At 60.0% G+C, this 18,257-nt stretch carries 17 protein-coding genes; 6 read left to right on the top strand and 11 right to left on the bottom strand.

The annotated features are described in order from the left end of the window. Positions 1-406 precede the first annotated feature (406 nt). The 3 genes from E3Z29_RS25055 (at position 407) to E3Z29_RS25045 (ending at position 3,349) form a co-directional block, all read left to right on the top strand. A complete protein-coding gene (locus E3Z29_RS25055) occupies positions 407-1,513 on the top strand; it encodes a GGDEF domain-containing protein (RefSeq protein ID WP_027612505.1) in 1,107 nt (368 codons plus the stop codon). After that, on the top strand, positions 1,506-2,441 hold the full coding sequence (locus tag E3Z29_RS25050; protein ID WP_134787202.1) for an iron-sulfur-binding ferredoxin reductase: 936 nt from the start codon (positions 1,506-1,508) through the stop codon (positions 2,439-2,441). Before E3Z29_RS25055 ends, E3Z29_RS25050 begins: the two co-directional genes overlap by 8 nt. Before the next feature lie 158 nt (positions 2,442-2,599). Next, complete coding sequence (locus tag E3Z29_RS25045; RefSeq protein ID WP_134787201.1) at positions 2,600-3,349, top strand: enoyl-CoA hydratase-related protein; 750 nt, start codon at positions 2,600-2,602, stop codon at positions 3,347-3,349. Positions 3,350-3,603: 254 nt separating this feature from the next. Here E3Z29_RS25045 and E3Z29_RS25040 read toward each other — a convergent pair whose 3' ends face one another. Further along, the gene (locus tag E3Z29_RS25040; protein ID WP_134787200.1) at positions 3,604-4,884 is read right to left on the bottom strand and encodes a hypothetical protein; all 1,281 of its coding nucleotides are present in this window, start codon (positions 4,882-4,884) and stop codon (positions 3,604-3,606) included. A 227-nt stretch (positions 4,885-5,111) separates the two neighbouring features. Beyond that, positions 5,112-6,563, bottom strand: a complete 1,452-nt coding sequence (gene pyk / locus E3Z29_RS25035; protein WP_003227610.1) for a pyruvate kinase — start codon at positions 6,561-6,563, stop codon at positions 5,112-5,114. A gap of 174 nt (positions 6,564-6,737) precedes the next feature. On the opposite strand from pyk, the gene E3Z29_RS25030 reads away from it, so the two are divergent. Together E3Z29_RS25030 and E3Z29_RS25025 are read left to right on the top strand one after the other, a co-directional pair. Further along, positions 6,738-7,124 (top strand): tol-pal system YbgF family protein, encoded by a 387-nt coding sequence (locus tag E3Z29_RS25030; RefSeq protein WP_134787199.1) that lies wholly within the window; start codon positions 6,738-6,740, stop codon positions 7,122-7,124. A gap of 230 nt (positions 7,125-7,354) precedes the next feature. Next, positions 7,355-7,714: a PilZ domain-containing protein gene (locus E3Z29_RS25025; protein ID WP_027612508.1), complete on the top strand. Its 360-nt coding sequence runs from the start codon at positions 7,355-7,357 to the stop codon at positions 7,712-7,714. 95 nt (positions 7,715-7,809) lie between these two features. On the opposite strand, the gene E3Z29_RS25020 is transcribed toward E3Z29_RS25025, so the two are convergent. The 8 genes from E3Z29_RS25020 to E3Z29_RS24985 all read right to left on the bottom strand — a co-directional run bounded on the left by E3Z29_RS25020 (position 7,810) and on the right by E3Z29_RS24985 (position 15,830). Then, positions 7,810-8,181: a DUF6124 family protein gene (locus E3Z29_RS25020; protein WP_007965896.1), complete on the bottom strand. Its 372-nt coding sequence runs from the start codon at positions 8,179-8,181 to the stop codon at positions 7,810-7,812. Positions 8,182-8,667: 486 nt separating this feature from the next. Continuing rightward, positions 8,668-8,883, bottom strand: a complete 216-nt coding sequence (locus E3Z29_RS25015) for a hypothetical protein (protein WP_007965898.1) — start codon at positions 8,881-8,883, stop codon at positions 8,668-8,670. Positions 8,884-9,110: 227 nt separating this feature from the next. Then, positions 9,111-10,442 (bottom strand): DUF58 domain-containing protein, encoded by a 1,332-nt coding sequence (locus E3Z29_RS25010; RefSeq protein WP_134787198.1) that lies wholly within the window; start codon positions 10,440-10,442, stop codon positions 9,111-9,113. After that, positions 10,439-11,440 carry a MoxR family ATPase gene (locus tag E3Z29_RS25005; RefSeq protein ID WP_134787197.1) on the bottom strand — a complete coding sequence of 334 codons (1,002 nt, stop codon included), beginning with the start codon at positions 11,438-11,440 and terminating at the stop codon, positions 10,439-10,441. The genes E3Z29_RS25010 and E3Z29_RS25005 overlap by 4 nt, the downstream gene beginning before the upstream one ends. Beyond that, a complete protein-coding gene (locus E3Z29_RS25000; RefSeq protein WP_372241228.1) occupies positions 11,437-12,564 on the bottom strand; it encodes a DUF4350 domain-containing protein in 1,128 nt (375 codons plus the stop codon). The genes E3Z29_RS25005 and E3Z29_RS25000 overlap by 4 nt, the downstream gene beginning before the upstream one ends. A 32-nt stretch (positions 12,565-12,596) precedes the next feature. Next, positions 12,597-14,144 (bottom strand): DUF4129 domain-containing protein, encoded by a 1,548-nt coding sequence (locus E3Z29_RS24995; protein WP_134787195.1) that lies wholly within the window; start codon positions 14,142-14,144, stop codon positions 12,597-12,599. Then, on the bottom strand, positions 14,131-15,108 hold the full coding sequence (locus E3Z29_RS24990) for a stage II sporulation protein M (RefSeq protein WP_134787194.1): 978 nt from the start codon (positions 15,106-15,108) through the stop codon (positions 14,131-14,133). Before E3Z29_RS24990 ends, E3Z29_RS24995 begins: the two co-directional genes overlap by 14 nt. Then, on the bottom strand, positions 15,105-15,830 hold the full coding sequence (locus E3Z29_RS24985; RefSeq protein WP_134787193.1) for an RDD family protein: 726 nt from the start codon (positions 15,828-15,830) through the stop codon (positions 15,105-15,107). Before E3Z29_RS24985 ends, E3Z29_RS24990 begins: the two co-directional genes overlap by 4 nt. Before the next feature lie 181 nt (positions 15,831-16,011). Between E3Z29_RS24985 and sbcB the strand changes: the two genes are divergently transcribed. Beyond that, positions 16,012-17,442, top strand: coding sequence for an exodeoxyribonuclease I (gene sbcB, locus E3Z29_RS24980; RefSeq protein WP_134787192.1), 1,431 nt, complete (start codon positions 16,012-16,014; stop codon positions 17,440-17,442). A gap of 102 nt (positions 17,443-17,544) precedes the next feature. Here the strand turns inward: sbcB and mvaT are convergent, their stop codons facing one another. Continuing rightward, the gene (gene mvaT, locus E3Z29_RS24975) at positions 17,545-17,922 is read right to left on the bottom strand and encodes a histone-like nucleoid-structuring protein MvaT (RefSeq protein ID WP_003227581.1); all 378 of its coding nucleotides are present in this window, start codon (positions 17,920-17,922) and stop codon (positions 17,545-17,547) included. Positions 17,923-18,257 lie beyond the last annotated feature (335 nt).

Genomic DNA, 18,257 nt, shown 5'->3' with positions numbered 1-18,257 from the left:
AGGCGCGGCAGTATACCGCGCCTCTTCCGGGCATACACGCGTCGGCAGTCATTCGTTGGTCGCATGGTTGGGCGAATATCGAACATCGGGTTTGCACTTCAATACTCACCCCCTCACCCCAGCCCTCTCCCCCAAGGGGGCGAGGGGGGAAGGGAGCCGATTTGTGGCGAATTCAAAACCTGAGTTCGGCATGATGTATCAGGTCGGCGTATCTCAAATAAACAATGCGGTCAGTTCCCTCTCCCTCGGGGAGAGGGCTAGGGTGAGGGGCTTTTGAGGCCACACTTTTGACGTCAATTTTCGAGCCCGAAAATCGGTGGTCATTTATCGACCGCCCCTCTAAAGTGGCATCCGGTCTGTAGAGTAGGACACTCGGTCAGCCTCCTATCGCACGGTGAGTCAACGATTGACCCATAACGCCATTCAACGTCTTTTGCTCAAGCGCTTTGCCCTCGCCGCAGCCACCTATGGATTGGCTTTGCTGCTGCTGTGGCTGGCGTTTTTCACCGGGCATTACCCGCAATCATTGAACAGCGTGGCCATCGGCAGCGCGCTGGTGGTGATCTGCCAGGCCACGTTGTTTACGCTGTTCTGGTCCGGGCGCAACCAGCGCTTTGCCGACCCCAGCCTGACCGAAGCGCAAGTGCTGCTCGGGCTCGGCTGGCAGACCTGGCTGATCGCCCATCTGGATGAAGCACGCGGCGCGTTTCTGGTGTTCTACGTACTGATCCTGCTGTTCGGCCTCTTTCATTTAACCCGGCGCGCGTTCATTCGTTGCGCGCTGCTGGTGTTCTTCAGTTTCTGTGCGATCACCCTCTGGGACGGCTACCACTTCCGTCTGCCGGATCCGGCGCTGGCGGCGTTGCAGGTGTGCATTCTGGCGATGGTGCTGGCGTGGCTGGTGATTTACGCACGCTTCGTCCAGGTTTCACGGCAGCGCATGCGCCAGCGCCGGTTTGCCTTGCAGGCGCATCAGGACACCCTGCGCGGGATGATGCGCCAACTCGAAGATCTGGTGGCCACCGATGAACTGACAGGACTGTTCAATCGCCGGCATTTTCTGCGTCTGGCCTCACGGGAGCTGGCGGAGATGGAACCAGGCGTGGTGCATGGTCTGGCGCTGATCGACCTCGACCACTTCAAGCGCATCAACGACCTGCACGGCCATGCCGCCGGCGATCAGGTGTTGCAGGCGTTCGCCGGCGTGGCGGGTGCCTGCCTGCGTGACGGCGACGTGCTGGCGCGTTACGGTGGCGAGGAATTCGTAGTGTTGCTGCCCGACTGCGATGCCGAACGCCTGACGGCCTGTTGTGAACGTCTGCGCATCGCCTTCACCGACGTCGAACTGGTGGGCCTGAATGTGCGCAGCCTGAGTCTGTCGGCAGGCATGACCTTGTTGGAACTGGGCGATGATCTTGACGATGCCTTGCAGCGTGCCGATCAGGCGCTGTACCGGGCCAAGCGCGACGGGCGCAATCGTTGTGCAGCGGCATGGGAGAATGTGGATGCCTGAACTTCGCGTCGGTGATCGGCAATGGTCGGTGGCGGCGGGCAGCAATTTGCTCGACGCGCTGAATCAGCACGGCGTCGCGGTGCCTTACAGCTGCCGCGCCGGCAGTTGCCATGCCTGTCTGGTGCAGTGCGTGAGCGGCTTGCCCGCCGACAGTCGCCCGGATGCCTTGAGCGCCGAACAGCGCCAGCAAGGCTGGCGGCTGGCTTGTCAGTGTCAGGTCACGGAAGATTTGCAGGTACACACCTTCGACCCCGTCATCGACGGGCGCCCGGCGGTGGTCGAGGCGCTGGACTGGCTCAGCGATAACGTCCTGCGTTTGCGCCTGACCCCGCAGCGACCGCTGCGCTACAGCGCCGGGCAGCATCTGGTGCTGTGGATCAACCATATCGCCCGGCCGTATTCGCTGGCGAGCCTGCCGCAGGAAGACCGTTTTCTCGAATTTCACCTCGACTGTCGCCAGCCCGGCGAATTCAGCGATGCGGCGCGGCGCCTGCAGATCGGCGACCCGATCCGCCTCGGCGAACTGCGTGGCGGCGCGCTGCATTACGACCCGGACTGGCACTCGCGCCCGCTGTGGCTGCTGGCGGCCGGCACCGGGCTGGGCCCATTGTTCGGCGTGCTGCGCGAAGCCTTGCGCCAGGATCATCAGGGCGCCATCCGCGTCATTCACCTGGCCCATGACGCGCGCGAGCACTATCTGGCCAAACCCCTGGCGGCGCTTGCCGCACAACGCGAAAACCTCAGCGTCGAGCTGTGGACGGCGGCCGAGTCAGCCGCCGCTTTGGCGCAACTGCGCCTTGTTTCCCGGCAAACCCTGGCCTTAGTCTGCGGCTCGACTGCCAGCGTCGATGCGTTTGCCAAGCGTCTGTACCTGGCCGGACTGCCGCGCAATCAACTGCTGGCCGATGTGTTTTTGTCCCGCAGTTAAGCGCTGAATCTCGTGTGAAGGTGAACTCCTGTGGTGAGGGGATTTATCCCCGATGGGCTGCGTAGCGGCCCCAGGATTTTGTGAGTGCTGCGCACTCAATCGGGGATGAATCCCCTCGCCACAGAGAACCTCTTAAACCAGCCATGTTGAGACACGCCATGACCGAAGCCATCCTGCTGGAACGCGAACGCGGTTTGCTCACCCTGCGCCTCAACCGTCCGGACAAGAAAAACGCCCTGACCCGTGCGATGTACAGTCGCCTTGCCGAGGCCCTGAAGCAGGCCGACAACGATCCTGAAATCAACGCCGTGCTGATCACCGGCGGTGCCGAGTGCTTCACCGCCGGCAACGACATCGCCGACTTCATCCAGCAACCGCCGAGCGACCTCGACAGCCCGGTGTTCCACTTCATGCTCAACCTGCTCGAATGCCGCAAACCGGTGATCGCCGCCGTGGCCGGCGCGGCGGTGGGCATCGGTACCACGTTGTTGCTGCATTGCGATCTGGTCTACGTCAGCCGCGATGCGCGGTTGCGCATGCCATTCGTCAACCTCGGACTGTGCCCGGAGTTCGGTTCCAGCCTGATCCTGCCGCGTTTGCTCGGACACGCGAAAGCAGCGGAGCTGTTGCTGCTCGGCGAAGGATTCAGCGGTGAGCAGGCGGCGCAGTGGGGCATTGCCACCGAGGCGCTGGGCAGCGGCGAAGCAGCACTGAGCAAGGCGCGGGAGATGGCGTTGCGTTTCGATGAGTTGCCGTCGGAAGCGGTGCGCATCAGCAAGCAATTGATGCGAGCGCCGGATCGCGAATTGATCCGTAAGGTGATCGAGGAGGAGGGCGCACTGTTCACCCAGCGCTTGCGCTCGCCGGAGGCATTGGCGGCGTTGACCGGGTTTATCAAGCGGCACTGAGATTTTCGCTGGCCGGGCTACCCTCATCGCTGGCAAGCCAGCTCCCACAGTTTTTGTGGTGGATGCAAAATCTGTGATCGCCGCGAGCCTTGTGGGAGCTGGCTTGCCAGCGATGAGGGCAGAATAGACGCTGCATCTTTTAGCTCAGAATGCACAAAGCCCCGGCACTCACATGCCGGGGCTTTGATGAGGCAAGACATTAACTCCCGTGCAATAGGACGTTTGCCTAAACTGCTATCAGCGAGGAATGCACTTCAGTTGGGTAAATACCGCAAGATCACCGGATTTCCAGGTTCCTCGTCTTTCGGGACGAGCGGGATGGCGCTCACGAGAATTTTTTCATCATCGGGTTGCAGGGCAACTCTCGCCATATACCTTCCTTTTCCAAAGGATGGCAGCGTCTGTTTGACATAACCCTGTCCATTGCCAAAGCTGGTATCTGGTGTCCCGTTGCTGTTAAAGCGGGCTACGACAAGCTCGTGAGTCATGGGTTTGAAAGTACCTGCCGACCCCACAACGACCGATCGGCCGTTCTCTTGAAAGGCGCTGGCCTCCCATTGTGTTTCCTTGCCCAGGGACGTCAGCAATGGTTGACCCTGATTGAATTGAATGTTCGGTTCACCATTGGGCTCGGAGCTGATCAACAACGCTTGAATATCTGGAAATGCGCCCGCTGTACCAACCCCGAGAATCCGTCCGTTGTTCTGTCGCACAAGTTGATTGAATTCCGATGCACGCACATCGAACACAACGAAGCCATTTTTCATCCGGCCAAACGATTCATCGGGCTCGCCATTCTTATGAAAGCAGGCAAGCATGGCATGGTGACTTGATGCGGCGAGCGTCAAGCCTCCAACCACATATTTCTCTTGCTTGTCGTCAACCAGCAAGCTCCGCAATAGACTCGTTGGGTTATGGGGGTTTTTGATATAGATATAACCTTTAGCGGAGAATGTTTTGTCCGGTTTTCCCTCGGGCGTCAGGCGTATGATCCATCCGTTGCGATGAAACGTGAGGATCTTGCCATCACTCAAGATCACCATATCCGTCTGACCAGCGGCAGAGTTTTCCAGAAGTTGACTTTGTTCCGTGGAAGGCGAGTCGCGGTCCTTCAATAATTCCAGACAAAACAGGCCATCTTCCCCAAACGTTTTATCCAGTGATCCATCTTCTTCCAGTCGGTAAAAATAGGAAAAGTTGGAAGTGCTCGAAGCATGATCGGCGTGAACAATAACCCTGCCATCAGTTTGCAAAGCAAATGAGGAAAGAGCACCAAGCCCGGGAAGAAGGTATTGGACTAAACCGTTCTCGCCATACTTCGGATCAGGATTGCCCTTTAGATCCAGGCGGCCCATGGTGATGTAGACGGAATCGCCTCTGGCGGAACGCCCGCCGAAATAAATCCAGGAATCAGTTACCATCAGTTTTTGGATATGGACAGTTCCGTAGTCCGGATTTCCGTTGACTATCGTCACAATTCCTTTGTCGCCGAAATCGGTATCGAGCATCCCGCCGTAAGTTTTTTGACTAATCATTTTTTCGACCTCGTGCAATTGCGGAAAAACAGGTCGTCAGTTCATTGCACGATAGAAAAGCGTAAAAACTCTGAAGATTAATGATCGGACGAGTTTCGATTAAAAGCTTCCAGCGTCAGTGGCACAACTGTCAGGTCTGACAGTTGTAGATTCGCCCGACAGGTGTTAACGGTAATAAAAAAGCCCCGGCATTCGCATGCCGGGGCTTTTGGTTTTCAGCGAATCACTCAGACCTGCGGGTCGCCAACGTGCAGGATCTTCATGCCGTTGGTGCCACCGGTGGTGTGGTAGCTGTCGCCCTTGGTCAGGATGACCCAATCGCCTTTTTCCACAACGCCGCGCTTGACCAGCTCGTCGATCGCTTTCTGGCTGACTTCGTTCGGGGCCAGCGAGGCCGGGTCGAACGGCACGGTGTACACGCCACGGAACATCGCTGCGCGAGCCTGGGCTTCGCGGTGCGGGGTGAACGCGTAGATCGGCACCGAGGAGCGGATGCGCGACATGATCAGCGGGGTGTAACCGCTTTCGGTCAGGGCGATGATCGCTTTCACGCCCGGGAAGTGGTTGGCGGTGTACATGGTTGCCAGGGCGATGCTTTCGTCGCAGCGCTCGAATTCCTTGCCGATACGGTGGCTGGAAGTCTTGCTGGTCGGATGCTTTTCAGCGCCGACGCAGATGCGCGCCATCGCCTGAACGGCTTCCAGCGGGTACAGGCCGGCAGCGGATTCGGCCGAGAGCATCACGGCGTCGGTGTAGTCGAGCACGGCGTTGGCCACGTCGGACACTTCGGCGCGGGTCGGCATCGGGTTCTGGATCATCGACTCCATCATCTGGGTCGCAACGATCACCGCTTTGTTGTGGCGGCGTGCGTGCAGAATGATCTTCTTCTGAATGCCCACCAGCTCGGCGTCGCCGATTTCCACACCGAGGTCGCCACGGGCAACCATCACTGCGTCAGACGCCTTGATCAGGCCGTCGAGGGTTTCGTCGTCGGCCACGGCTTCGGCGCGTTCGATTTTCGCCACCAGCCAGGCAGTGCCGCCGGCTTCGTCGCGCAGTTGACGGGCGTAGTTCATGTCAGCCGCGTCACGCGGGAAGGACACCGCGAGGTAGTCGACTTCCATTTCGGCGGCGAGCTTGATGTCGGCCTTGTCTTTTTCGGTCAGGGCTGGTGCGGTCAGGCCGCCACCGCGACGGTTGATGCCTTTGTGGTCGGACAGCGGGCCGCCGATGGTCACCACGCAGTGCAGCTCGGTAGCAGTGGCGGTTTCGACGCGCATCACTACGCGGCCGTCGTCGAGCAGCAGCTCGTCGCCCACGCCGCAGTCTTTCACCAGATCCGGGTAGTCGATGCCGACCACTTGCTGGTTGCCTTCGGTCAGCGGATGGCTGGTGGAGAAGGTGAACTTGTCACCGATCTTCAGCTCGATGCGCTTGTTGGCGAATTTGGCGATACGGATTTTCGGGCCTTGCAGGTCACCCAGCAGGGCGACGAAACGGCCGTGCTTGGCCGCCAGGTCACGCACCAGCTTCGCGCGAGCCTTGTGCTCGTCGGGGGTGCCGTGGGAGAAGTTCAGACGGGCAACGTCCAGACCAGCCAGAATCAGCTGTTCGAGAACTTCCGGCGAGTTACTGGCCGGGCCAAGGGTAGCGACGATTTTGGTACGACGGACAGACATGCAAAGACTCCTGAGTTCAAGCGCTAGCAGAGGCTACTATGCTCTTGGGGTGTAGTCATTGTTCGTTTGCACTACTTATTGTTTTCTTTATTGAACGTGGCAACTTTGGGACAAACGCGCCTGAAGATTTACGACCAGGGGTCGATACAGAGCTCAAGACAGGAGAACCTCCCCATGCGATTGTTGCCCATTGCCGCCCTTGCCCTCAGCGTCCTCGCCGTCACGGGCTGCACCCGTTGGTCGATGAACCATCATTTGAACAACGCCTACAGCGCCTACGACCGGGGCAATTGCGAGCAGGTGATGCTCGAACTGTCCAAGGTCGAACGCGCCAGCCGGGCCCGTCCGTATGTGTGGCCGGAAGTGTCGATGATGCGCGGCCAGTGCCTGGAACGGCAAAAAATGTACATCGACGCTGCGCAGACCTACCAGTTCATCATCGCCTCGTACCCCAACAGCGAATACGCCTTCCGCGCCCGCGCCCGCCTGGAAACCCTGCAGAGCCTGGGACATTACCCGACTCGCAGTGCGGCGGCGGTGTCGAGTGCGCAACGCTTCTGATGCCGGATGTCATACAAACGCTGGCTGACTGTACAGGTTGAGCTATAGTCCAGTGATCCGGTTTAGAGTCTGGCCTCTAAACATGGGGCAACACCTGCGACTGGTCGATGTTGAGGCGATGGCGTATTGGCGACCATGCCACCGGAAGCGGGGAGAGCGTGTCTGTGACACAGACGTGTTCCGAAGCAAAGGTGCGGCTCTGTGATGGGGCCTTGCGTGGCGTACCTCGCATGTTTACCGACCGACGAATCGAACGGCACCAGTTGCCGTACTTCCTCAGGGTGTTCAACAGCGTCACCGACAAACCCATCGGTTTTCTGGGCAATGTGTCCGAAGACGGGCTGATGCTCATCAGCCAGTTACCGATGATGACCGGTGTCGATTTCAGTCTGCGTCTCAAAATTCCGCTCGGCGATGGCTGCCAGCAGGTCATCGACCTGACGGCGTGCTGCCTGTGGTGCCATGAAGACGCGACCCCGATGCACTACGACGCCGGCTTCAGCCTGCAACGCCCGCCGCCGGAATATGCGCAACTGGTGCAGGCGTTGAAGCAGTACTTCAGTTTTCAGCCCCTGCCGGCGTCTGCCTGATACAGCCAAAACCAAAGATCGCCGCCTGCGGCAGCTCCTACAGTGGAAATGCAATTTTCCTGCAGGAGCTGCCGCAGGCGGCGATCTTTTGATCTTCAAGCCTTCAAGGCAATCGCCCGCTCACTGTCCAGTGTCTTCTCCGCCAGCAACAAACCCATCTCGCTCAACTGATAGATCGCCATCGCCAGATGCCGTGGTTTGTCTTCCAGGCTGTCCGCCAGATCCAGCAGCAGAATGCTCACCGACGAGAAGGTTTCGTAGGTCTGGATGGCGATGGCTTCGGGGTTGAGGTCGGGGGCGACAACGAACATCTGCATGCCGCGATCCACGGAATTGCGTGAGGGCGATTTTGGTTTGAGGTAGTGGTCGAGGGCGCGTTCTGCGGCTTCCTGAAACCTCTCTGAATCAGGGGGGAGACAGCTGGAAGTCGCGTCAGATTCTGGAGGATTTGATGTTGCACTGTTCATGGCTTTATATCCTTTTTGCTTGGCTTCCAGTTCGGGTGAACGTGAACGGAAACTGCTATGAAGAGGTTATTCGGCCGGGGGGAGGTGAGCTGTTCGGCTCACCTAGAGACGTCCTGCTAACAGCTAAAATGTTACTAGCCTGACTGAAGCTACTGCCTCGACATTGCCCCGGACAATTAATTTCGACCGCTGATTCAGCGGCCAAGATCAAGTTACGGAGCCTCACCAATGCGTACAAGACAGAGCATTCTGGTGTGTTCGTAGGCAAAGGCGCCACGTCGTGTAGCCTAAATTCCTAGGTTTGGGGAAAGACTTCATTCGGATGACGGATATGTGTACCCGAACGCATCAATCTGTTTCATTTCGATATAAGACGGGGGGATTTTAGGTGGGGTGTTGGAAGGTTTTTGAATCGTCAAATCGCTTCGATAATCACCCTGTGGATAACACCAAAGCGGTCGACAAAATTCATTGAGTTTTTGAGGCCTAGTCCGTTTCCTTTGCTCTGAGTTTCGCCAAGCCCTGCTTGATATAGCCGGCATTTTCTCCAATGACAAAAAGCGCAGAGCGGACGTTTTCTCCGATCTCGGTAAACCCCCTCTCTTCGACCTGGAGTGTTAGCTCCATTAGGGCTGCCTCCAGCCCAAGCTGATTCTGATAAATCCTTTCCAACACATCAGATAATGAATATTTAGTGGGCATTCTTCGACTCCGTTCGAGAGGCTTCGAGCATGGCTGCATGGGAAAATTTAGCGGGCAATCCGATAGCGCGGGATGGGCCGCCTCAAGGAGCGGACTGGCACTCCTTTAAATAAGTGGAGTGAGATACCGATCAATGGAAAAGCCCTTTTAGCAGCGGTATTTCTTATTAAGAAATCTACACCCGCTTGCCAATTTGAAACACCCCGCCGGCGTGAAATCTACAATGTCTATAGGGCTCCAGCTTTCTTCCAGCTTAAGTAAATTGACACTAGTTCAGTGTTTAGCTTACTGGTAGGGACATCCAGCACAGGTGTGCCATGAGCCATCAGGCGCTCATTCAGTTCGGCCCTAGCGTTTAGGTAATCCACTGCGCCGCAATAGGCCAATGCTTCAGGAAGGGTTTGTACCGAGTCTTGGCGCATTTGGTCGAGCGTTTCTTCGCGCAGGCTGACCACTAACACTTGATGTTGGCGGCTCAGGTGTTGGACTGCGTTGGTCAGTTCGCCATGGTCCTCATCCTGCAGGTTGGTCATAAGGATGACCAGTGCCCGTCGTTTCTGACGTGTTAGTAGTTGCCGAATGGCTGCCTGATAGTCCGCCGGACGTTGGCTACTCGCCAGATCGTAGACCGTGTTGAGCAGGACGTTGAGTTGCCCGCTGCCTTTTACCGGAGCTAGATATCGCGGTTGATCGTCTGCAAATGTACTCAATCCCACCGCATCGCCCTGACGCAGCGCGACATGGCTCAGCAGCAGACACGCATTCAGCGCATGGTCGAAATGCGACAGCTCGCCATCCTGGCTGCGCATTTGCCGCCCGCAATCGAGCATGAACATGATCTGTTGATCACGCTCGTCTTCATACTCGCGGGCAATCGGCGTGCGCTGGCGGGCGGTGGCTTTCCAGTCGATCTGGCGCAGGCTGTCGCCTTCGCGAAATTCGCGCAACTGATGAAATTCCTGACCCTGCCCGCGACGCTGGCGCTGGCGCACACCGAGCTGGCTGAGCCAGTTGTCCACCGCCAGCAACTGCCCACCGTAGAGCTTTGCGAAGTCCGGGTAGACGCGGATCTCGCCGCTCACGGCGAGCAGGCGTTTGCCTGTCCACAGACCGAACGGGCTGGGCAGGTTGATTTCGCAATGCTCGAAGCTGAAGTGCCCGCGCTTGAGCGGGCGCAGACGGTAGCCGACCGCGCTGAATTGCCCGGGTTGCAGTTCAATCGCCAGCGGCAGGTTTTCGAAGCTCAGGCCCTGTGGCACGTGGTCGAAAATCTCCACCGCGACCGGCTCGATGAAGTCATGGCTGAGCTGCAGCCGCACCTCGCTCCAACGGCCGAGTGCCAGGCTGCCGGGCATCTGCCGCTGGATGCGCGGCGAGGGCAGGTTGTTCAGGCGCAGCGCATCGATGATCGCCAGCACCAGCAGGGCCAGGAGCAAGCCCCAGTTGATCGACAACAGCGTGGCGGGTACGTCGATGTCGAGGGCTTGCAGCGTGCCCAGCAGCGTGCCGACGGCCAGCAGAATCGCGAGCCAGATCAGCAGCAGGCGTGACGGTTTCACAAGCGCGGCGCCGGCACTTGGTCGAGCAGTTGCTGCAGCACCTGATCGACCTGCAGACCTTCGATGTCCAGCTCCGGCGCCACTCGCACCCGATGGCGCAGCACCGAGAGCGCGCAACCCTTGATGTCATCGGGAATCACGAACTCGCCGCCGCGCAGCAACGCGCGGGCGCGAGCGCAACGCACCAGCGCAATCGAGGCACGCGGTCCGGCGCCGAGGGTCAGGCCGGGCCAGGAGCGGGTGCTGCGCGCCAGCCGCACCGCGTAATCCAGCACTTGATCGTCAATCGGCAAGTCGCTGGCGATGCGTTGCAAGGCCTGCACGTCCTTGGCTTGCAGGACCGTGCGCAGCGGCTGCACATCAAGCATGTCGGCGCGGGTCGAGCGGCTGACCTGACGCACCATGTTCAACTCTTGTTCGGTCTCGGGGTAATCCATGCGCACCTTGAGCATGAAACGGTCGAGCTCGGCTTCCGGCAAGGGGTAAGTGCCTTCCTGCTCGATGGGATTCTGGGTGGCGAGCACCATGAACGGCTGGGCGATCGGCAGCGCCCGACCTTCGAGGGTGACTTGGCGCTCCTGCATCGCTTCGAGTAACGCCGCCTGGGTTTTCGCCGGTGCGCGGTTGATCTCGTCGGCCAGCAGCAGGTTGGTGAACAGCGGCCCCTTGCGCAGCTTGAACTGCTCGGTGTGCAGGTCGTACACCGCGTGGCCGGTGACGTCGCTGGGCATCAAGTCCGGGGTGAACTGGATGCGCGCGAATTCGCCGCCGAAACAACGCGCCAGCGCCCGCACCAGCAAGGTCTTGCCCAACCCCGGAACGCCCTCGAGCAGCACGTGGCCGCCGGCGATCAACGCGGTCAGCACATCGTCGATCACGCTGTTCTGGCCGATCAGGGCCTTCTGCAATTCACCGCGCAGCGCTTGCGCCAACTGGCTGGCACGCTGGCGTTGCTGGGCGGCGTGGCTGGCGCTGCCGGGCTCGATCTGTTCACTCATAGCGTGTTCCTCAAGGTTTGCAGGTGGGCCACCTGGCGACTGAAATCAGCGCTGCTCAGGCGCTGTTTCGGTACCGGGCTGAGGGCCTGACTGGTGGCGCGGGTCGGCTGTCGGGTCAGGCGCGACAGCACCAGCCATTGCTCAGCCACGTTCAATTGGTCGAAGCCGGGATAGCGGCGGCGGGCGCGGCGCAGCACGTCCTGTTGCAGGGCTTGCAACAGCGTGTGCTGACCGTTGTGGCGCAGGATGAAATCGGCACTGGCGCGCAGGTGTTCCTGCAACTGCCGGCGGCCACTCGGGGCGGGTGCCTGCAGTGGTCCATGGCGCACAGCAACGTGCCACAGGCCGAGGCCGATCAGTGCCAGCAGGGCGACGATGGCTTGCGGGAAGTAACGCCAGAGCAAGGTCAGCAGACCATCGTGTGCGGTGTTGAAAATCAGCGTGACGTCGGTGTCGGCGCTCAGGTACCAGAGCAGCCAGGCGTTGTCGTGCTTGCTGATGGCCGGGGTTTTCCACAGTTCGGCATCGGTGACCACGGTGATCGAGCCGAGGCCGTACGGCAGTTGCATCATGTGCGTGGCCTTGGCGCTGTTGGCCCAGGCCTGGGCGAGATTTTTCGGATCGTCCAGATGGAACGCGGTGTCGAAACCGGCGTAGGCCGGCGCGTCCTCATCTTCCAGGTAGAGCTTGGTCAGATTCGGGTACGGATCATCGGCCAGCTCCGCCGGCGGCTCCTTGAGGTCCTTGCTCAGGGACTGGTGCAACTGCACCCGATCCAGCAACAGATCATCGCTTTGTCTGGCCTGCTTGTCCCACAGCGCTTCGGCCACGAACACCAGGCGCCCACCGGCGCGGGCCCAGTTCAACACCTGATCGACCTGCCGCGGGGTCATGCGCGAACGTTCGCCGAACAACAGCAGGGTGTGCCGACGCGGATCGATGTCGGGCAGCACCGCCAGCGTTTCGGCGTGGCTGACGTTGAGGCCGCGCTCGCGCAAAAACAGTTCTGCCGCCAGATAAGGATTGGCCTGCGCCTGGGGCGAGGGGCCGTGATCGATCACTTCCTGATAGGGCCGCGCCTTGAGGTACAGATAAACGCTCAACGCCGCGAGCAGGGCGACCATCAGCCCGCCGAGCAGCCGCGCGTTGCGCCGGTTCAAGCGCGCGCTCCATGCTCGAACAAGGCACGCCAGCCGTCACACAGTTCCTGTTGCAGATGTGCCGCCGGCACGCGGTGCCCGTAGGCCATGTTCTGCCAGTGCAGCGTCAGGGTGCGACTGAACGCCAGCAGTTCCGGGCGCTGCAATTGCTCGACCCGCAGCAGCACCTGATGCTCGGTGTCGGCAGGTTTCAAGGTCAGGGCAAAATCGTGCAGCAGACGGCTGAGCAAGCCGCGATACAGCAAGCCCAGCGCCGCGCGCGGCTGGGTCTGCCAGAGTTGTTCGGCGCTGGCGGCGATGTCGTCGGGCAGGGTTTGCGGGCTCAGGTCCAGGCCAAACGCTTGCTGCGGTGCAGGTGGCCTGATGCGGGCGCGCAGCTTCGGCCGACGGCTGACGAAGGTGCGCAGGAACTCGCGATAGCGCCAGATCAGCCAGCCCACAGCGGCGATCAACGCTCCCCACAACAACACTTCAATCAGGCCGGCCAGCGCATTGAAGCGCTGACTGTCCAGCCAGCCGAGCAGGGTTTTCAGCCATTGCGGCGCCTCGCCGGGTTTGGCTTCGGCCGGGGCTGCCGGATCGTCGCCAAAGCTATAGCGGGTCACGCTTTCCTTGTTCTTGAACGGTGGTTGTTCGAGCAGCGCCTTGATGCTGTCGTGCGCAGCCTGACTGGTCAGCGGTTGGTGCAGCAGGCGGGGTGCCTCCGGTGCGCTGGCGGGATCGGCTGCAGCCCATACGGGTGGCACCGCCGGCAGCAAAAGACAGACCGCCAGCAGCAGACCCAGAGCGCTGCTGTTCAAACGCTGGCGCAAACGACGGAATACCAACTCGATGTCCCACGCTTCCAGTGCGGTGCGCCGGTTCAAATACAGGCTGAAACCGCAGGCGACATAAATCGGTTCCCAGACCACCAGCACCAGCGCGTAGAAAGCGTTGGTCAGGTGCTCCAGCCAACGCCAGTGGTGATCGGCGTCGAGGATCAGCGATTGCCAGTCCCAGTCGGTTTCGATCTGCTGTGGCAGCAGCATGTAGAACAGCGCCATCAGGCCGATCCACAGTGCGGTCTCCAGATGCATGCCGATGATCGTCAGCCATTGCGCGGCGCCGGCATTGCGTTGCAGCAACACCTGCAAGCGTTGCTGACGGGCCGTGCCGTCGAGACCTTCGAGTTGCACCACCGGCAGCAGGAAGCTGCGACTCAGGCTCAGCCGGCGCCAGGTCAGGCTGGCCAGCAGTTGCGGTTTGAGCAGCCGCGGGAATTCGCGCAGGGCCTGTTTCAGTGTCGGTGTTTCGCCGAACAGGGCTTTGGACAGGATGTACAGCGGCAGGCGTTCGTAGGCTGGTTTCAGCCACCAGAAAATGAATACCGCCAGCGACGGCGAATCCCATAGCAACAACGTCAGCACCGCGAACAGCGGCAGGGTGACGATGGCCCAACTGGTCATCAGCAGGCGTCGATGCTGCTGGCTCATGAGCACGCCCAGGTCCATGGCTTCCCAGGTGCTGCGCGGGCGGATCGCCACGGTGGCGTCACTCAGGCGCATGGCGTGTCCTTCCGGCGAACAGCAGATAAGCCGCTACTGCGAGCCACAGCGAGGCACCGACCGCGTATTTGATCTGCGGTGAGACCCCGGTCTTCGACGACCAATACGCTTCGATGAATGCTGCGATCAGCAGGAACAGCATGACCCCGCACACCAGCAGCACGCTTTTGCGCGCCGCCTCCACCAGCGCTTCACCACGGGTCAGCCGCCCCGGCGCAATCACTGCCCAGCCCAGTTTCAGCCCCGCCGCACCCGCCAGGGCAATGGCAGTCAGCTCGAAGGCGCCGTGACCGATCACGAACGACCAGAACGTCTGGCCAAAACCGATTTCGGTCAGGTGCCCGGCCACCGCGCCGATGATCAAGCCGTTATAGAACAGGAAGAACGCGCTACCGACGCCCAGCAGCAAACCGCTGGCGAAAGTCTGAAAGGCGATGCCAATGTTGTGCATCACGTAATAGCCGAACATCACCCAGTCTTCGCTGGCCGCCCGTTCGGCCGAGCGCCCGAGGTGCCCGGCCACCGGGTCGTACATGCTCTGCATGTCGCGCACCTGTTCGGCGGGGATCAGGTTGTAGATCAGTTCGGGAAAGGCATACACCAGCAAGGCAAAGCCGATCAGGCTGCCGAAAAACACCAGACCAGCGGCCAGCACAAACGGCCATTCGGCACGCACCAGTCGAGGAAAGTCAGCGAGGATGAAACCCAGGAGGTTGGCGCCGAATCGACTGCGGTGCCGATACAGCTGCTGGTGGCCGCGCAACACCAGTTGTTGCAGCGAGTCGATCAGAAAACTGCTGTAGCCACGCGCCTGTGCCAGCGCCAGATGCTGGCAGAGGCGTCGATAAGCCTTGGGGAAACTGGCTGCCTGCGAGGTGTCCTTGCCATGTTCGAGGCGTTCGAGGGCCAGGGTGAAGCGCTCCCATTCGGCCTTGTGGCGAGTTTCGAAAAGACTCTGCTTCATGTCGGCCCCAACAAGCCGCAGGCGATACCGTTGAGTTCGCTGACCGCTTTGGGCGCCGAGATGTGCAGCGGTTGGGCGAGCAGCGCGGCCAGCTCATTGACCCGCGCCGGCGACAGTTCAGCCTGACGTTCGGCGAAGGCGAGCAAGGCGCGTTGTTCGCCGAGGTTGAGCGGCACGGGCGAGCTGCGTGGCTGGGCGTCAGGTAACTGCGGGCGGAGCAGGGCGCGTTCGCTGTAGACCACCAGGGTGCCGGCTGCGATGTCGCCCAGGCGCTTGAAGGTCGGGTGTTGCAGGCAACTGATGGCGCCGAGGAAATAGCCGAACGGCAGCAGGTCGACAAAACGCAGCAGGTTACGCAGCAGCGAGGCCGACCAGCCGATCGGTGTGCCGTCATCGTGGATCACCCGCAGGCCCATCCATTGCTTGCCCGGCGAACGGCCCTGACGCAACACTTCGAACAGCACCATGTACCACCAGCTGACGGCAAACAGCAGCAGCGAACCCAGACCCATGCCGAGCTGGCCGAGAAACGCCAGCAGCAGAAACAGCGCGCCGAGGATGGCCCCGCGAATGCCCAGGTCGATGCCGAAGGCGAGGCTGCGCACCATCAGACCGGCCGGGCGCAACGGCAGGTCGATGCCCTCCGGGGTTTCCACTTGATAGCGGGTATCGAGTGGCGGGTTCAGCGGTGCTTTCCGTGGCAGTGCTGTGTTCTCGAGCATGGGCTACCTGATGGGGCCGGATCGGGATGCGAAGTCGGTCCGATGCTAGCAGCCTCTTGGGGGAAAACGACATAACTATGTATTGCACATCGTGTGATGCGCGGTGGTTGAATGACACAGCGCTGGCCGCGACCGCGGTTCAACGCCTAGACTTTGCCGATCTTCAGTTCAGGAACCGCCCGTGACTTCAATCTTCTGGTACGACTACGAGACCACCGGCATCAATCCGCGCAACGACCGTCCGCTGCAGGTCGCCGGGATTCGCACCGACCACGACCTCAATGAAATCGACGAACCGGTCAACCTCTACTGCCAGCCCAGCGACGACATCCTGCCGCACCCGGCGGCGTGCGCCATTACCGGTATAACCCCGAGCTGTCTCGCCGAACAGGGTTTGAGCGAAGCCGACTTCATGACCCGCGTACACGCGCAACTGGCGGCGCCCGGCACTTGCGGTGCGGGTTACAACACCTTGCGTTTCGACGACGAGATGACCCGCTACAGCCTGTACCGCAACTTCTTCGACCCGTATGCCCGCGAATGGCAGGGCGGCAACAGTCGCTGGGACCTGATCGATGTGGTGCGCGCCGCGTATGCGTTGCGCCCGGATGGCCTGGTCTGGCCGACCGACGACGAAGGCAAGGTCACCCTCAAGCTCGAACGCCTGACAGCGGCCAACCACATCGACCATGGGCATGCGCACGAAGCGCTCTCGGACGTGCGCGCCACCATTGCGCTGGCGCGGTTGATCCGCGAGAAACAGCCGAAGTTGTATGACTGGCTGTTTCAACTGCGCAGCAAACAGAAGGTCATGGATCAGATTCGCCTGCTGCAACCGCTGGTGCATATCTCCGGACGCTTCTCGGCGGCGCGGCACTATGTCGGTGTGGTGCTGCCATTGGCCTGGCATCCGCGTAATCGCAATGCGCTGATCGTCTGTGACCTGCACCTTGATCCGCAAGGCTTGCTGGACCTGGACGCCGAAACCCTGCGCCGGCGCCTGTACACCCGCCGCGACGACCTCGCCGAGGGTGAACTGCCGGTGCCGCTGAAACTGATTCACATCAATCGCTGCCCGGTGGTGGCGCCGTTGTCGGTGTTGCGTGCCGACGATCAGCAGCGTCTGGGCCTGGACATGGCGCTGTATCAGGCACGTGCACTGCGGCTAAGTGACGCACAACAAGTTTGGAAAGATAAAGTCGCGGCGGTTTACGCCAGCGAAGACTTCACGCCCAGCGAAGATCCGGAACAGCAGTTGTACGATGGATTTATCGGTGATCGCGATCGGCGTCTATGCGAGCAAGTGAGAACGGCGGATCCGGCGCAATTAGCGCAAGAGCACTGGCCGTTCGATGATGAACGTCTGCCGGAATTACTCTTTCGATATCGCGCACGCAACTTTCCCGACACGTTGAATTTCGAGGAGCAAGAACGCTGGAGAATATTCTGTCAGCAGCGTTTGTCCGAGCCGCAAATGGGCGCGCCTAATACCCTGCAATCTTTTGCCGAGGCCGCGCAGCAATGGGCGCTTAGTGCTACGCCGATACAGAATCAAGTGCTCAATGAGTGGCAGAATTATGTCCAGGCATTGCGCAAACGTTTGAATCTTTGAAATCGAACATAGTGTGCCCATGAAATGCCGGGCATAAAAAACGCCAGCGTATGCTGGCGTTTTTCATGGGCCGCAGAATCAGTCTGCGACAGGCGTTGCGGCTTAGCCCAGCAGGGTAGCCCAGCCTTCAACCACGTCACCGCCCCACTTGGCTTTCCACTCTTTCAGAGTCTTGTGGTTGCCACCTTTGGTTTCGATGACTTCGCCGTTATGCGGGTTTTTGTATTGTTTAACTTTGCGCGCGCGCTTGGTGCCGGTAGTTTTTACTGCGGCGCCACGGGTGCCTTTGGTTTTCGATTCCGGATCCAGCAGGGCGATGATGTCGCGCAGGGACTTGGAGTATTCGCCCATCAGGGTGCGCAGTTTGCCTTCGAATTCCAGCTCGGCTTGCAGTTTGTCGTCTTGCGACAGGTTCTTCAAACGCGCTTGCAGCTCTTTGATTGCTTCTTCGGTGGCGCGATATTCGTTGATCAAGGACATGGTAACTACCTTATGCAGATGTGTTGAATGGCAGGGGACAGTGCCGCAATAATAGTCAGGCTGTTTCATCAAGTAAACATTTAACCGGTTTTTTTATTTGAATTAGTTGCAAGGAATAACCGGTAAATTGAATGGTCATTTAAATAATGTGATGCAGTCATCACGAATATTCACAATTATCTGGCCGAACAGCTTCACTGCAGGACTATGGTTTCGCCGCGCGTGGCTTCAGACGCCGCGAATCGGGCCTGCCTGCGGACATGTGGTCATCAATACTGCAGTTTCCGCGCACAGTCGCTAGAATGGCCGCCTTTGCGAAGTTCTGGAGTTTTCCC

This window comes from Pseudomonas sp. S150 (assembly GCF_004526365.1).
In the GTDB taxonomy this organism is placed as follows: domain Bacteria; phylum Pseudomonadota; class Gammaproteobacteria; order Pseudomonadales; family Pseudomonadaceae; genus Aquipseudomonas; species Aquipseudomonas putida_A.
Note: the sequence above shows the minus strand (reverse complement) of the source record. Positions and strands in the feature narration are given on the sequence as shown.